This is a genomic window from Streptococcus sp. oral taxon 056 str. F0418 (assembly GCF_000220065.1).
GTDB lineage: Bacteria > Bacillota > Bacilli > Lactobacillales > Streptococcaceae > Streptococcus.
The window spans coordinates 215,742-229,947 of sequence record NZ_AFQU01000001.1 but is presented as its reverse complement, the minus strand read 5'-3'; the positions used below and the strand labels follow the sequence as shown (position 1 = coordinate 229,947).

Sequence of the window (14,206 nt, the reverse complement as noted above, 5' to 3'; positions counted from 1 at the left end):
ATGAATTTTATAGATTTTCAGTTGATACTAGATAATTTTTGGTTTGTATTTTCGGGGTTGCCTTATACTTTAGGGATAGCTCTCGCTTCCTTTCTGACAGGCTTGGTTTTGGGATTTTTTATCTCGAGAGCTAGGATGTCAGACATAAGTATCCTATCTAGTCTGGCTCGCTTTTATATTTCCATTATGAGGGGAGTTCCGATGATTGTAGTACTCTTCGTACTCTACTTTGGGCTTCCGTTTTATGGAGTGGAGCTACCTGCCTTAATTTGCTCTTATATCGCTTTTAGCCTAGTCAGTGCGGCCTATATATCTGAAATTTTCCGGGCAAGCATTCAAGCAGTAGATAAGGGACAATGGGAGGCTGCGCGAGCTTTGGGGTTAAAGGAGTGGACTATCATCAGTAAGGTTATACTTCCTCAGGCAATCCGAATAGCGATTCCACCTTTAGGTAATGTAATTCTAGATATGATTAAATCCACCTCGCTTATGGCTATGATCACCGTTCAAGATATTTTTCAAAATGCTAAGATTGTCGGTGGTCGAGAGTTGGATTATATGTCAATGTATGTTTTGGTCGCCTTTATTTATTGGCTGCTCTGCTATGGATTTGAGATCATCCAATCCAGACTTGAAAAGCGACTAAGCGCATATAAGTAATAAAATCCTTTCCAGTTGATGAAGAGGATTTTATTACTTGTTTCTATTTTTCTAAAAAAATGATATAATAGAGAGTAAAAATTTTTTATTTATAGAAAGAGACTTATGAACTTAAAAGACTATATTGCAACGATCGAAAATTATCCACAAGAAGGGATTACTTTCCGTGACATTAGCCCATTGATGGCAGATGGAAATGCCTATAGCTACGCTATTCGTGAAATTGTACAATATGCAACTGACAAAAAAATCGATATGATCGTAGGCCCAGAAGCACGTGGTTTCATTGTAGGATGCCCTGTGGCTTTTGAATTGGGTATTGGTTTTGCTCCTGTTCGTAAACCTGGAAAATTACCACGCGAAGTTATCTCAGCAGATTACGAAAAAGAGTACGGCCTCGATACCTTAACGATGCATGCTGATTCCATCAAACCAGGTCAACGCGTTCTCATCGTTGATGACCTTTTGGCTACAGGTGGAACTGTAAAAGCAACGATTGAAATGATCGAACGTCTTGGTGGTGTTGTTGCTGGCTGTGCCTTTCTTATTGAACTTGATGATCTAAATGGTCGTGAAGCGATTGGCGACTACGACTATAAAGTGTTGATGCATTATTAATACATAGTTTAAAGCTATATCTAGTTAGAGAAAAAGTATAATTGAAAACTATATCTCCTTTCAGTATAATAACTATATTAGAAGAAGGAGATATTTTCATGCCAATTAAGATTGATAAAAAATTACCAGCTGTTGATATTTTAAGTTCTGAAAATATCTTTGTGATGGATAAACAAAGGGCGGAACACCAGGATATTCGTCCTCTTAATATTTTAGTCTTGAACCTTATGCCTCAAAAGATTGTCACAGAAGCACAGCTATTGAGATTACTGGCTAATACTCCTTTGCAGTTAAATATAGATTTTTTGTATATGACTACGCATCAATCAAAAACCACACATGCAAAGCATATGGAAACATTTTATAAGACTTTTGAAGAGGTGGAGTCACATTATTTTGATGGTTTAATCATCACTGGAGCACCTGTAGAGAATTTAGCTTTTGAAGAAGTGGACTATTGGACAGAACTTTGCCGAGTTATCGAATGGTCTAAAAGTCATGTGTATTCAACTCTTCATATATGCTGGGGGGCGCAAGCAGGACTTTATGCACGTTATGGTATTGAAAAAAAGCCACTTGCGCATAAATTATCTGGTGTCTATTCTCAGAAAAGCCCTGTGGAACCTAATTTACTTTTTAGGGGATTTGATGACGAGTTTTTTGCTCCACATTCTCGCCATACAGAGGTGTTGAAAGAAGACATTCTTCGTCATACGAATCTGGAGATTCTATCTAGCGGTCCAGATGTAGGCTTATCCATCTTAGCTAGTCGTGATTTGCGTGAAGTATATAGTTTTGGTCATTTAGAGTATGATCGCTATACGCTATCCAAAGAATATTTTCGAGATCTTCAAGCAGGTCTCAATCCGAATATCCCTGAGAACTATTTTGCAAACAATGATATAAAATCAAAACCAGGATTATGCTGGAATCTTGCAGCGGCACTATTTTTTAATAATTGGATCAATTATGCAGTTTACCAAGAGACGCCATTTGATTGGGAGAATCCAGAAAATGACGCTTCCTATTTTGCTTATTTATAAGAGGTGTTATGACTTATTTATCAGCTTTTCAAAAGGGCAATATAGTATTACCCAGTGCCCTGTTGTTTCATTTTCATGAAATTTTTTCATCAAGTGATGATTTTCTCGTTTGGCAGTTTTTCTATTTGCAAAATACGACTGCTACTGACGATCTTGAACCGACTAAAATTGCAGAAAGCATTGGAAAGACAGTCTCTGAAGTCAATCGGATTATGTCACAGTTGACCGAGCAGGGTTTGCTACAATATAAAACAATTGAGCTGAATGGGGAGATCGAAGCTATATTTGATGCTTCTCCTGCCTTAGAAAAATTAGATGAATTGCTAGTGTCTAAGACTAGTCAACAAGCAGAAACCGGATCATCAAAAAATGTCTTGAAAGACTTGGTGGAGACCTTCCAGCAGGAGCTGGGCCGTCTCTTGACACCCTTTGAAATTGAGGACTTGACCAAGACTGTCCAAGATGATAAAACCAATCCTGACTTGGTCAAGGCTGCCCTTCGTGAGGCTGTGTTTAATGGCAAGGCCAACTGGAAGTATATTCAGGCTATCTTGCGCAATTGGCGTAAAGAAGGCATCACCACGCTTGCTCAGGTAGAAGCCAAGCGGGAAGAACGTGAAGCAGCTAATCCTCAAAATGTGACAGTTTCAGATGATTTCCTCACTGCCATGAATTTGTGGAAGGACTGACTTTATTTGATTTACAGTGGCCTGTTAGATATGACAGGCCCTTGGTTTTATAAAAAAGGAGAAAAGTATGACGTATCAATTGCCAAAAGTCTGGTCAGCTGCGGACAGCGACCAAGGCAAATTTTCAGGTATCAATCAGCCTGCTGCTGGCGTGCGCTTTGAGCAGACGCTTCCTATCGGTAAAGAGCCTTTTCAACTTTATTCGCTTGGAACTCCAAATGGGGTCAAGGTGACGATTATGTTGGAGGAACTGCTGGCAGCAGGGGTGACAGAGGCAACTTATGACCTTTATAAAATCAGTATTATGGATGGCGATCAGTTTGGTTCAGATTTTGTGAAAATCAATCCCAACTCCAAGATTCCAGCCTTGTTGGATCAATCATTCGACAAGCCGATTCCTGTCTTTGAGTCTGCGAATATCCTGCTCTATCTGGCAGAGAAGTTTGGAAAGCTGATTCCTTCAGATTTGGCGGGTCGGACTGAGGTGCTCAACTGGCTCTTCTGGCAGACAGGAGCGGCTCCCTTCTTGGGAGGCGGATTTGGTCATTTCTTTAACTATGCTCCAGAAAAGCTAGAATACCCTATCAACCGCTTTACCATGGAAGCCAAGCGACAGCTGGATTTGTTGGATAAAGAATTGGCCAAGAAAGCTTATATCGCTGGAGATGACTACAGTATTGCTGATATTGCTATCTGGTCTTGGTATGGTCAGTTGGTGCAGGATAAGCTCTATCTAGGCGCTGCTGAGTTCTTGGATGCTGCATCCTACAAACATCTATCTGCTTGGGCGGAAAAAATTGCAGCTCGTCCAGCAGTTCAACGTGGTTTAGCTGCCGAGTATCAAGAAATCAAATAATTTGTAAGGGATAGAAAAGCTCTTCATAAAGCAGTGAGACAAAGTCAGCTTATTAACAAGCTAATTTTTTCATTGCTTTTTTTATACCCTTAAAAATGATATACTAAATAAAAGAATGTTTAGAAAAGAGTGAGTAATGCAAAAAAAGATAATTTCCCAACGCTTGGAGCGAGTAGCTGCTTTTGTGCCAGATAAGACTAAGCTTCTGGATGTGGGGAGCGATCATGCCTACCTGCCGATCTACCTTGTTCAGCAAGGACGGATAGAAAAGGCTCTGGCCGGAGAAGTGGTAGAGGGGCCTTTTCAGTCTGCTCAGAAGAATGTGGCAGAGCATGGGCTGACGGAGCAGATTAAAGTTCGGTTGGCTAATGGTCTGGCGGCTTTTGAAGTGGAAGATCAGGTTGACACCATCGTTATCGCTGGCATGGGTGGTCGCTTGATTTCAGAGATTTTGGAAAATGGCAGAGCTAAGCTTGTGTCCGTTTCTCGCTTGATTTTGCAGCCCAATAACCGGGAGGATGAGCTCCGCAGTTGGCTGGTATCTAACGGTTTTCGCTTGCTGGCTGAGGATGTCCTAGAAGAGGCGGGGAAGTTTTACGAAATCCTGGTAGCAGAAGCTGGCCAGCAAACTTTGACAGAGCAAGAAAAACGCTTTGGTCCTTTTCTGATGAAGCAACAGTCACCTGCTTTTCAGTTAAGATGGCAGAAAGAACTGAAAAAACTCGAAGAAGCACTGGCTCATATCCCAGAAAAAAATGAGCTAGAACGCTCTGCTATGTCCCAAAAAATCGAAAGTATCAAGGAGGTGCTCCATGTTAGCAAGTGAAATCATCGCCCGTTATGAGGCCTATTGCCCGCAAGAACTGTCCATGGAGGGGGATATTTCAGGCCTGCAAATCGGAACATTGGATAAAGAAGTGGCCAAGGTTCTAGTGGCTCTGGATATTCGTGAGCAGACGGTGGCGGAGGCTATTGAGGCAGGTGCTGGACTGATTATCGTTAAGCATGCGCCTATCTTTCGCCCGCTTAAGGACCTAGTGGCGGATAAGGCGCAAAATCAGATGATTTTAGATCTCATCAAGCATGATATTGCTGTCTATGTTAGCCATACCAATATTGATGTCGTGGAGGACGGGCTTAATGATTGGTTCTGCCAGCTATTGGATATTGAAGAGACAAGTTTTCTCAGTCAGACGGGGCCAGACCACGGTATTGGCCGTGTGGGTAAGATTGCTCCTCAGACTTTTGGGGCCTTTTCGGCTAAGGTCAAGGCCGCTTTTGGACTAGATAGTTTGCGTCTGGTCACTTATGAAGAAACAGATCTTGAACGCGTGATTGAGCGTGTGGCTATCTGTGGTGGCAGTGGTCAGTCCTTTTATCAAGAGGCTATTTCTAAGGGAGCGCAGGTCTACATAACAGGTGATATTTACTATCATACAGCTCAGGAAATGCTGACAGAAGGGCTTTTGGCGCTGGATCCTGGACACCATATCGAGGTTCTTTTTACGGAAAAAGTAAAAGAAAAGCTTGATACTTGGAAGGCAGAAGAAGGCTGGGAGCTTGAGATTCTGGCTAGTCAGGCTTCAACCAATCCTTTCCGACATATTTGAGAGGATACGAGATGAAAAAAGTAGCAGTAATTGGAGCTGGAATTGTCGGATCAACAGTGGCTTACTATCTGTCCAAATCCCCAGATGTGGAAGTGACTGTCTTTGATGACGGCAAAGGGCAGGCAACCAAGGCTGCCGCTGGTATTATCAGCCCTTGGTTTTCCAAGCGTCGCAACAAGGCTTGGTATAGGATGGCGCGTTTGGGCGCTGATTTTTATCAGGACTTGATTGCGGATCTGAAAGAGGCTGGAATCCAGACAGATTTTTACCAACAGACAGGTGTTTATCTGCTGAAAAATGATGAGACTAAGCTACAGGAGCTTTATGATTTGGCTGCTAATCGCCGGGAAGAGTCGCCCTTAATAGGGGACTTGAGTCTTCTCAGCCGTTGGGAAGCCCAGGAAAAATTTCCAGACTTGCAAGGCTTTGATCAACTTCTATATGCTTCTGGCGGGGCTCGTGTGGAGGGAGCACTTTTGACGGAGACGCTTCTGGAGGCCAGCAAGGCAGAGTTGGTTGAGAAAAAGGTAAGCTTGACAGTAGAAAGAGATCAACTTCTGGTCGATGGTCGGAGCTTTGACTGTGTCATCTTAGCTGTGGGGGCTTGGCTGGGAGAAATCTTGCAGTCGCTGGGCTATAAGACAGATGTTCGGCCTCAAAAGGGACAGCTACGTGATTTCAAGCTAGCTGAAAAGACAGATGACTACCCAGTTGTGATGCCTGAGGGTGAGATGGATATCATTCCTTTTCTAGCAGGTAAGGTCAGTGTCGGTGCTAGTCATGAAAATGATCAGGGCTTTGATTTGACGGTAGATAAGACGGTATTGGATCAGTTGCAACAAGAAGCGGAAATTTACTTGCCGAGGTTGTCTAATACAGAGATTCTAGGTGAGCGCGTGGGAACACGGGCTTATACCAGTGACTTTGCTCCTTTCTTTGGAGCTGTACCTGATTTGCCGAATGTCTACGCTGCTAGCGGACTAGGCTCTTCTGGTCTGACAACTGGCCCTCTCATCGGATGTCAATTAGCCCAGCTGGCTTTAGGAGAAGCGGGGTTACTGGATCCTGCGGACTATCCGATTGAGCGGTATGTAAAGAATGTTTGATATGACAGAAACCATTTTGAATTGGGTCAATATTTGTGTAAAAAAAGATGAAGAAATCCTACTGCTTAATCGCCAGCATGATAACTTTAAAGGGTGGATACAACCAGGCGGGAAGGTGGAGTTTCCAGAATCTTTTTTCGAAGCTGCAAGGCGCGAATTAGAAGAAGAAACGGGGCTGACTGCTCTAAACTTGGAATTGAAGGGGATTTCAGGCTTCACTAATCCAAGTAAAAAAGAACGGTATGTGTATTACGATTTTCTTTGTACTGCATTTGAAGGGCAAGTTAGGGGAAACGATCATGAAGGGGAGTCCAAATGGTGGAAGATTTCGGAACTTGATCAGATAGATATGCAGAATGACATACGTGAACGTTTGCCCCTCTATTGGCGGAAAGGCTCTTTCGAGCGGATTCATTACTGGAATGAGGAAGAACACTGTATCGGGGAAACCACGACGATTTTGTATGATTGATTTTAGAGGATAAGGAGAAATTATGGACTGGTTACGATTGCAACCAGTTCTGATGCAGGCTTTTTTGGCAGGGCTTTTTACATGGGGGTGTACTATTGTAGGCTCAGCTGTTGTGCTATTCTTTAAGCATATCAGTAGGAGGTTACTAGATATTATGATGGGCTTTGTAGCGGGCGTCATGATTGCAGCTTCCTTTTGGTCGCTTTTGACACCATCGATTGAGTATGCTCAAGGCTCTTATGGTAAGATGTCGTGGTTGCCGGCTGCGATTGGTTTTTTAGTAGGAGGTTTTTTCCTGCGTCTAATCGATGCGATAGTACCTCATTTGCACCTGAGCAAGGATATTTCTGAGGCAGAGGGGATTTCAGGAAAAGCTCAAAAAAAATTATCTAAGACGGCTTTGCTTTTTTTGGCTATTACTATCCATAATTTTCCAGAAGGCTTAGCAGTTGGAGTTGCCTTTGGTGCTTTGGCTACCAATTCTAGTCCAGAGGCCTTTATAGGAGCTATTGGTCTAGCTTTGGGGATCGGTTTGCAAAATATTCCAGAAGGGGCAGCTCTATCCATTCCGATTCGGACGGATGGTAAATCTCGACTGAAAGCCTTCTACTGGGGTTCTATGTCCGCTATTGTAGAGCCAATCGGAGCAGTATTAGGAGCAGTAGCAGTTATGACCATGACAGCTATTCTGTCCTATGCTCTGTCCTTTGCAGCGGGAGCTATGATTTTTGTAGTTGTGGAGGAGTTAATACCAGATTCGCAGACCAATGGCAATACTGATGTGGCGACTTTGGGTCTCATGGTGGGCTTTGTTTTGATGATGATTTTAGATGTGGCTTTAGGATAAATAAATTGGACTTCTGCGCTTGGTGGTAGAAGTTTTTTTCTGCAGAATCCTTATATAAATAAAAAGTGACATTCGCTTTCAAAAATGATAAAATAAAGGGAATATATAACAGAGAGGAAACTCATATGAAAGGTATTATTCTTGCGGGTGGGTCAGGTACTCGCTTATACCCACTAACACGAGCAGCATCTAAACAGCTGATGCCAGTTTATGACAAACCTATGATTTATTATCCACTGTCAACCTTGATGTTGGCAGGGATAAAAGATATCCTTATTATCTCAACTCCAACAGATCTACCTCGTTTTGAGGATCTGCTGGGAGATGGGTCTGAGTTTGGGATCAAACTTTCTTATGCAGAGCAACCAAGTCCAGATGGATTAGCGCAAGCCTTTATTATTGGGGCTGATTTCATCGGAGATGATAATGTAGCGCTGATTCTTGGGGATAATATTTACCATGGACCAGGTCTGAGTAAAATGCTTCAGAAGGCCGCTGCTAAAGAAAAAGGTGCTACTGTTTTTGGCTACCAGGTTAAGGATCCAGAGCGCTTTGGGGTTGTAGAATTTGATGAAAATATGAATGCGATTTCTATCGAAGAAAAACCAGAACAGCCACGCTCTAACTATGCAGTGACTGGACTCTATTTCTACGATAATGATGTTGTCGAAATCGCCAAGAACATCAAACCAAGTCCTCGTGGAGAATTGGAAATCACAGATGTTAACAAGGCATACTTGGATCGTGGTGATTTGTCTGTTGAGCTCATGGGCCGTGGTTTTGCTTGGTTGGATACAGGTACTCACGAAAGTCTTTTAGAGGCCGCTCAATATATCGAAACAGTTCAGCGTATGCAGAACGTTCAGGTGGCAAATCTGGAAGAAATTGCCTATCGTATGGGCTATATCACTAAAGAGCAAGTGCATGAATTGGCGCAGCCATTGAAAAAGAATGAATACGGCCACTATCTTTTGCGTTTGATTGGAGAAGAATAAGAAGATGACGGAACAATTTTTTGATAAGGAATTAGCAGCGCGTGAGGTTCCTGGAATTCCAGGTATGCTGGAGTTTGATATCCCTGTTCGTGGAGACAACCGAGGTTGGTTCAAGGAGAATTTCCAAAAGGAAAAAATGTTGCCACTAGGCTTTCCTGAAAGCTTCTTCGCAGAAGGAAAACTGCAAAATAATGTCAGCTTTTCTCGTAAAAATGTCCTGCGTGGTCTTCATGCTGAACCATGGGACAAGTACATCTCTGTTGCAGATGACGGTAAGGTGCTGGGAACTTGGGTAGACCTGCGTGAGGGTGAAACCTTTGGTAACACCTACCAGACAGTCATCGATGCCAGCAAGGGGATTTTTGTGCCACGTGGCGTCGCCAACGGCTTCCAAGTGCTTTCTGACACCGTTTCTTATAGCTATCTGGTAAACGACTACTGGGCTTTGGAACTCAAACCGAAGTATGCCTTTGTCAACTATGCAGATCCAGCTTTAGGCATCCAGTGGGAAAACCTGGAAGCAGCAGAAGTTTCAGAAGCAGACAAGAACCATCCATTGCTCAAGGATGTCAAACCTTTAAGAAAAGAAGACTTATAAGAAAAATTCTTTTCTGATGCATTAATGAATACGAAATATATGATTTAGCTCAGCTCCTATCCGAGTGAAGGGAGTTGAAGAAATGATTGTTGCTATGGTGCAAGTCATATAACAAAAGTTTAATTTGTTATGTGATAAGGGAGTTTTGATATATTAGAGTCAAAAATGAGCAATGAAACCGAAGGTTTGCTTGCGTCTCCACCACTTAAGACAATTATAAAAAAGTTAAGGAATAAAAATGACAGAATACAAAAAAATTATCGTGACAGGTGGAGCTGGTTTTATCGGTTCTAACTTCGTCCACTATGTTTACAATAACTTTCCAGATGTCCATGTAACAGTGCTGGATAAGCTGACCTATGCAGGAAACCGTGCCAATATTGAAGAGATTTTAGGCGACCGTGTTGAGTTGGTTGTTGGAGATATTGCTGATGCAGCCTTGGTAGATAAGCTGGCAGCTGAAACTGATGCTATCGTTCACTATGCGGCAGAAAGCCACAATGATAACTCGCTCAATGATCCGAGTCCATTTATCCACACCAACTTTATTGGAACTTACACACTCTTGGAAGCAGCACGTAAATACGACATTCGTTTCCACCATGTGTCAACTGATGAGGTCTATGGTGACCTGCCTTTGCGTGAAGATTTGCCAGGTCATGGGGAAGGTCCTGGTGAGAAATTTACGGCTGAAACCAAGTACAACCCAAGCTCGCCTTATTCATCAACCAAGGCAGCTTCAGACTTGATTGTTAAAGCTTGGGTGCGCTCATTTGGTGTCAAAGCGACTATTTCTAACTGCTCGAACAACTACGGTCCTTACCAGCACATCGAAAAATTCATCCCTCGCCAAATTACCAACATCTTGAGCGGTATCAAGCCAAAACTCTACGGTGAAGGTAAAAACGTTCGTGACTGGATCCATACCAATGACCATTCATCAGGCGTTTGGACGATTCTGACCAAGGGACAAATCGGTGAAACTTACTTGATTGGTGCTGACGGTGAGAAGAACAATAAGGAAGTGCTGGAGCTGATTCTCAAGGAAATGGGGCAGCCAGCTGATGCCTATGACCATGTGACAGATCGTGCTGGTCACGACCTCCGCTATGCCATTGATGCTAGCAAGCTCCGTAATGAGCTAGGATGGAAGCCAGAGTTTACCAACTTTGAAGCAGGTCTCAAAGAGACAATCAAGTGGTACACAGACAACCAAAAATGGTGGAAATCTGAAAAAGAATCAGTCGAAGCCAACTATGCTAAGACTCAGGAAGTGATTAAATAAGCAAAACTAGGCTAAAGCCTAGTTTTTTTGACTCTTTGTCAACTGTAGTAGATTAATGAAAAGTTATAATCTGGAGAGGACTGAATCGTTCCTTTCTGTTTTGATATTCAAAGCAATGAGAATTCTAGTTTTAAAGATTTCAAATATTTGGAAGTCCAAAACATTTCGTTTAATGACTTTGATGATGTTGTCAGTGGCTTCTAGTTTTGCATTTGAGTAAGAAAGTTCCAATGCGTTAATAATTTGATCTTTTAAATTTTAAAGACAGTCTGAAACAGAGGATGGACATATTGAGTTTGTTTTCAATAGGTCCACAAAGCAATGGTCAGCTTGTTTCTTCTCCTGCATGAAGTAGCGTTTATCCCAATTCATGTGGGTTACCGTGGTCAGTTTTAGATTTTCTGGTTAACGATAAAAGTGATTTGGTGCTTCTTCTTGACTAAGGAAGTCTCCGAAACAGCTATTTTCCACAGACTTTACAGTAAAAGCGCCTTTTCTTTAAGTGAATGAGAGTTTTATATCTCTCGCATTCTGGGTAAGTTGTTTTGATTTTTTCTGAAAGTCATATTTAGTCATTTGTCTCGGACAGTAAGGACATTTAGGCGCAGGACAATCAAGCTTAGTTATAATTTCTTTATGTGTTCCAGCAAGAGTTTTTCTAATGATAGTTTAGTCACTCTTCATTATAACTGTTATTCTATAGTAAAATAGACTCCATAATTCGTAGAGTGGTTTTATACACTACAGAAATTATAGAGCTTTTTTATATTAATAAATAATCTTTTCTTCGTATCATTTATGCTCCCATTTTTCGATAAATTATGCTAAACTAGATAGAGGAGGATGAGAAAATGATAAAGATTTTTGGACAGCTGCGCTACCATTGGCAGCCGGATATTTCAATACTAGTGATCTATTGGTCTTTATCAGTGATTCCTATTTTTATTGGTCTAGCTTTGATGTATGAGAGTTCAGATGTCCCTACTGTCGTGCTATTTTTACTGTTTTTATTTATGGTTTTACTTGGAGTAGGTGTTCATCGTTATTTCACGATTTATGAAAATGGTATTTTGCGAATTATCACGGCGAATCCTTTTACGCCTTCAAAAATTGAAATTGCAAAGATTCGTAAAATAGCTGTTACTAAAACTTCTATTACCCTGTATATTGAAGGGAAAGAAAAAGGCCGTACATTCTGTATGAGAAAGTGGCCTAAGAAATTTTTTGTAAATGATTTAGCATTAAATAAGTATTTTAAAGGTGAAGTTGAGTTGGTCGATAACTTGACTCATATTGATTACTTTGAGACTTATTATGCGAAACCAAAGAACTCTTAATCTCTTTTAAGAGCGCGTGTTGGGCAGTGCTTGATAGCATCTAAAACGTCCTCTGCTAAAGCAATTTCGGTTTCAAGAAGTTGATCATCATGGGAAAATTTAACGATACCATTGTCATGATAGTCAAATAGTTCAGAGTATGTTTGACAAAGTCCACAAGCAATGCATCGTTCAGGAATAAGTGTTACTTTCATACTCATATTGTAATAAGAATTTAAGAAAAATACAAGGAGGAAGTCATGGCAAAAGAACCATGGGAAGAAGATATTTACGATTACGGAGAAGAAGATTTGAAAAGAACTAAAAAATCAAGTGATGCATTAGCAAATAAAGTATTAACCATTTTAGCTGTTATTTTCTTTATCATGGTGATTGTGATTGTAGCAACTATGATCTACCTTTCTATCGGGGGTAGCGGTAAAAGTGCAGCCAAAGAAGGTTTTCTTGATAAGAGCGCCCCTGTAAGTAGCCAAACTGCAACTTCTTCATCAGTAGCAAGTGCGGACACCAACAATGACAGCTCGGCTTCATCTTCTGAGGGGACAATTAAAGTATTAGCAGGGGAAGGTGAGGCAGCGATTGCGGCGCGTGCAGGTATTTCTATTGCTGAACTAGAGCGACTAAATCCTTCGCATATGGCAACTGGAACCTGGTATGCTGATCCAGGTGATGTTGTGAAGACACGCTAGGAGGAAGTTATGAAACAGATTCAAATTGCTATTGATGGACCTGCTTCTAGTGGAAAATCTACTGTAGCTAAGATAATTGCCAAAGATCTGAATTATACTTATCTTGATACAGGTGCTATGTATCGAGCAGCAACCTACTTAGCTTTGCAGCATCAGTTAACAGCAGCAGATGTTTCTGAAATTATTAAACTACTTGATGATTATTCGATTAGTTTTGGGCGTTCAGAAGATGGGCAGCAGTTAGTCTTTGTTGGGGATGTTGATGTATCACATCCGATTCGTGATAACGAAGTTACCAATAACGTTTCTTGGGTTTCAGCCATTCCAGAAGTTCGTGAAAAACTTGTTGCTTTGCAACAACAAATTGCAAAGCAAGGTGGCATTGTCATGGATGGGCGTGATATTGGTACAGTAGTGCTTCCTGAGGCAGAGTTGAAGATTTTTCTGATTGCATCAGTTGAAGAACGAGCACAACGCCGTTACAAAGAAAATCTTGAAAAAGGAATTCCGACTGATTTTGAAATTTTGAAACAAGAAATAGCAGATCGCGACTATAAAGATAGTCATCGAACGGTTTCTCCTTTACGTCCAGCTGAGGATTCGATTATTTTTGATACAACTGGAGTTGGTATTTTAGATGTAGTAGCATTTATTGAAGATAAAGTCAAAAAAATTCTTGACAAGTAAAAAAAACTTGATATGATAGTAGAGTTGAGAAAAGCAGAAGTGAGAACTTCTCGCCTTGCGACTAACGTTGTCTGGCTCTACAGGTTAAGTTTCAGAAATGAAATACTATCATGTAGTGCGGACTTGCGTTAGCAGGTCCGCGCTTGTTTTTCTCGAATAATTTTAAAGAGGTGAAAACTATAGCAAAGCAAGACTTATTCATCAATGATGAAATCCGTGTACGTGAAGTTCGTTTAATTGGTCTTGAAGGTGAGCAATTAGGGATTAAGCCACTTAGTGAAGCTCAAGCACTTGCTGACGATGCTAATGTGGACTTAGTTTTGATTCAACCACAAGCTAAGCCGCCTGTTGCGAAAATTATGGACTATGGAAAGTTCAAATTTGAGTATCAGAAAAAACAAAAAGAGCAACGTAAAAAACAAAGCGTTGTGACTGTGAAAGAAGTGCGTCTTAGTCCGACCATCGACAAGGGAGACTTTGATACAAAACTTCGTAATGCACGCAAGTTCCTTGAAAAAGGAAATAAAGTTAAAGTTTCTATTCGCTTCAAAGGGCGGATGATTACCCATAAAGAGATTGGGGCTAAGGTCTTAGCAGACTTTGCTGAAGCAACACAAGATGTTGCCATTATTGAGCAAAAAGCTAAGATGGATGGACGTCAAATGTTTATGCAGTTAGCACCGCTTCCAGACAAAAAATAATTTTGTCAAAAGT

18 protein-coding genes, 2 pseudogenes and 1 other annotated feature are annotated in these 14,206 nt (G+C 41.3%); of the genes and pseudogenes, 17 read left to right on the top strand and 3 right to left on the bottom strand.

The features are described from left to right. The 13 genes from HMPREF9182_RS01180 (at nt 1) to rfbB (ending at nt 10,779) form a co-directional block, all read left to right on the top strand. The gene (locus HMPREF9182_RS01180; protein WP_009443134.1) at nt 1-660 is read left to right on the top strand and encodes an amino acid ABC transporter permease; all 660 of its coding nucleotides are present in this window, start codon (nt 1-3) and stop codon (nt 658-660) included. Between the two features lie 105 nt (nt 661-765). Next, nucleotides 766-1,278 carry an adenine phosphoribosyltransferase gene (locus tag HMPREF9182_RS01175; protein WP_009443191.1) on the top strand — a complete coding sequence of 171 codons (513 nt, stop codon included), beginning with the start codon at nt 766-768 and terminating at the stop codon, nt 1,276-1,278. A 98-nt stretch (nt 1,279-1,376) separates the two neighbouring features. Beyond that, on the top strand, nt 1,377-2,321 hold the full coding sequence (gene metA / locus HMPREF9182_RS01170) for a homoserine O-acetyltransferase MetA (protein WP_009443946.1): 945 nt from the start codon (nt 1,377-1,379) through the stop codon (nt 2,319-2,321). An 8-nt stretch (nt 2,322-2,329) separates the two neighbouring features. Continuing rightward, entirely contained in the window at nt 2,330-3,010 is a 681-nt protein-coding gene (locus HMPREF9182_RS01165; protein WP_009754465.1) for a DnaD domain-containing protein, read from the top strand. A 67-nt stretch (nt 3,011-3,077) separates the two neighbouring features. Then, on the top strand, nt 3,078-3,866 hold the full coding sequence (yghU, locus tag HMPREF9182_RS01160; RefSeq protein ID WP_009443712.1) for a glutathione-dependent disulfide-bond oxidoreductase: 789 nt from the start codon (nt 3,078-3,080) through the stop codon (nt 3,864-3,866). A 136-nt stretch (nt 3,867-4,002) separates the two neighbouring features. Further along, complete coding sequence (locus tag HMPREF9182_RS01155) at nt 4,003-4,692, top strand: tRNA (adenine(22)-N(1))-methyltransferase (RefSeq protein WP_009443441.1); 690 nt, start codon at nt 4,003-4,005, stop codon at nt 4,690-4,692. Then, the gene (locus tag HMPREF9182_RS01150) at nt 4,679-5,476 is read left to right on the top strand and encodes a Nif3-like dinuclear metal center hexameric protein (protein ID WP_009754545.1); all 798 of its coding nucleotides are present in this window, start codon (nt 4,679-4,681) and stop codon (nt 5,474-5,476) included. Before HMPREF9182_RS01155 ends, HMPREF9182_RS01150 begins: the two co-directional genes overlap by 14 nt. Before the next feature lie 11 nt (nt 5,477-5,487). Beyond that, a complete protein-coding gene (locus HMPREF9182_RS01145) occupies nt 5,488-6,582 on the top strand; it encodes an NAD(P)/FAD-dependent oxidoreductase (RefSeq protein ID WP_009443273.1) in 1,095 nt (364 codons plus the stop codon). A gap of 1 nt (nt 6,583) precedes the next feature. After that, nucleotides 6,584-7,054: an NUDIX domain-containing protein gene (locus HMPREF9182_RS01140; protein ID WP_037602491.1), complete on the top strand. Its 471-nt coding sequence runs from the start codon at nt 6,584-6,586 to the stop codon at nt 7,052-7,054. A gap of 22 nt (nt 7,055-7,076) precedes the next feature. Next, the gene (locus HMPREF9182_RS01135) at nt 7,077-7,901 is read left to right on the top strand and encodes a ZIP family metal transporter (protein WP_009443550.1); all 825 of its coding nucleotides are present in this window, start codon (nt 7,077-7,079) and stop codon (nt 7,899-7,901) included. A 125-nt stretch (nt 7,902-8,026) separates the two neighbouring features. Beyond that, nucleotides 8,027-8,896, top strand: a complete 870-nt coding sequence (gene rfbA / locus HMPREF9182_RS01130; protein ID WP_009755073.1) for a glucose-1-phosphate thymidylyltransferase RfbA — start codon at nt 8,027-8,029, stop codon at nt 8,894-8,896. Nucleotides 8,897-8,900: 4 nt separating this feature from the next. After that, complete coding sequence (locus tag HMPREF9182_RS01125) at nt 8,901-9,494, top strand: dTDP-4-dehydrorhamnose 3,5-epimerase family protein (protein WP_009443641.1); 594 nt, start codon at nt 8,901-8,903, stop codon at nt 9,492-9,494. A gap of 238 nt (nt 9,495-9,732) precedes the next feature. After that, nucleotides 9,733-10,779 (top strand): dTDP-glucose 4,6-dehydratase, encoded by a 1,047-nt coding sequence (gene rfbB / locus HMPREF9182_RS01120; RefSeq protein WP_009755119.1) that lies wholly within the window; start codon nt 9,733-9,735, stop codon nt 10,777-10,779. A gap of 63 nt (nt 10,780-10,842) precedes the next feature. On the opposite strand, the pseudogene HMPREF9182_RS10795 reads toward rfbB, so the two are convergent. Both HMPREF9182_RS10795 and HMPREF9182_RS10855 read right to left on the bottom strand, forming a co-directional pair. Continuing rightward, a pseudogene (locus HMPREF9182_RS10795) lies at nt 10,843-11,066 on the bottom strand (transposase); the annotation flags it as partial. Between the two features lie 108 nt (nt 11,067-11,174). Then, nucleotides 11,175-11,427: pseudogene (locus HMPREF9182_RS10855) on the bottom strand (ISL3 family transposase); the annotation flags it as partial. 203 nt (nt 11,428-11,630) lie between these two features. Between HMPREF9182_RS10855 and HMPREF9182_RS01115 the strand changes: the two are divergent. Next, nucleotides 11,631-12,116: an EbsA family protein gene (locus HMPREF9182_RS01115; protein ID WP_009754852.1), complete on the top strand. Its 486-nt coding sequence runs from the start codon at nt 11,631-11,633 to the stop codon at nt 12,114-12,116. On the opposite strand, the gene HMPREF9182_RS01110 is transcribed toward HMPREF9182_RS01115, so the two are convergent. Beyond that, nucleotides 12,113-12,310 (bottom strand): ferredoxin, encoded by a 198-nt coding sequence (locus tag HMPREF9182_RS01110; RefSeq protein ID WP_303659933.1) that lies wholly within the window; start codon nt 12,308-12,310, stop codon nt 12,113-12,115. The genes HMPREF9182_RS01115 and HMPREF9182_RS01110 overlap by 4 nt on opposite strands. Nucleotides 12,311-12,355: 45 nt before the next feature. Between HMPREF9182_RS01110 and HMPREF9182_RS01105 the strand changes: the two genes are divergently transcribed. The 3 genes from HMPREF9182_RS01105 to infC all read left to right on the top strand — a co-directional run bounded on the left by HMPREF9182_RS01105 (nt 12,356) and on the right by infC (nt 14,193). Beyond that, nucleotides 12,356-12,805, top strand: a complete 450-nt coding sequence (locus tag HMPREF9182_RS01105) for an SAG1386/EF1546 family surface-associated protein (protein WP_009443311.1) — start codon at nt 12,356-12,358, stop codon at nt 12,803-12,805. A 9-nt stretch (nt 12,806-12,814) separates the two neighbouring features. Continuing rightward, nucleotides 12,815-13,492 carry a (d)CMP kinase gene (gene cmk, locus HMPREF9182_RS01100; protein WP_009754613.1) on the top strand — a complete coding sequence of 226 codons (678 nt, stop codon included), beginning with the start codon at nt 12,815-12,817 and terminating at the stop codon, nt 13,490-13,492. A 25-nt stretch (nt 13,493-13,517) separates the two neighbouring features. Then, nucleotides 13,518-13,647 (top strand) — a sequence feature (ribosomal protein L20 leader region). A gap of 15 nt (nt 13,648-13,662) precedes the next feature. Further along, nucleotides 13,663-14,193 carry a translation initiation factor IF-3 gene (gene infC, locus HMPREF9182_RS01095; protein ID WP_009443192.1) on the top strand — a complete coding sequence of 177 codons (531 nt, stop codon included), beginning with the start codon at nt 13,663-13,665 and terminating at the stop codon, nt 14,191-14,193. Nucleotides 14,194-14,206 lie beyond the last annotated feature (13 nt).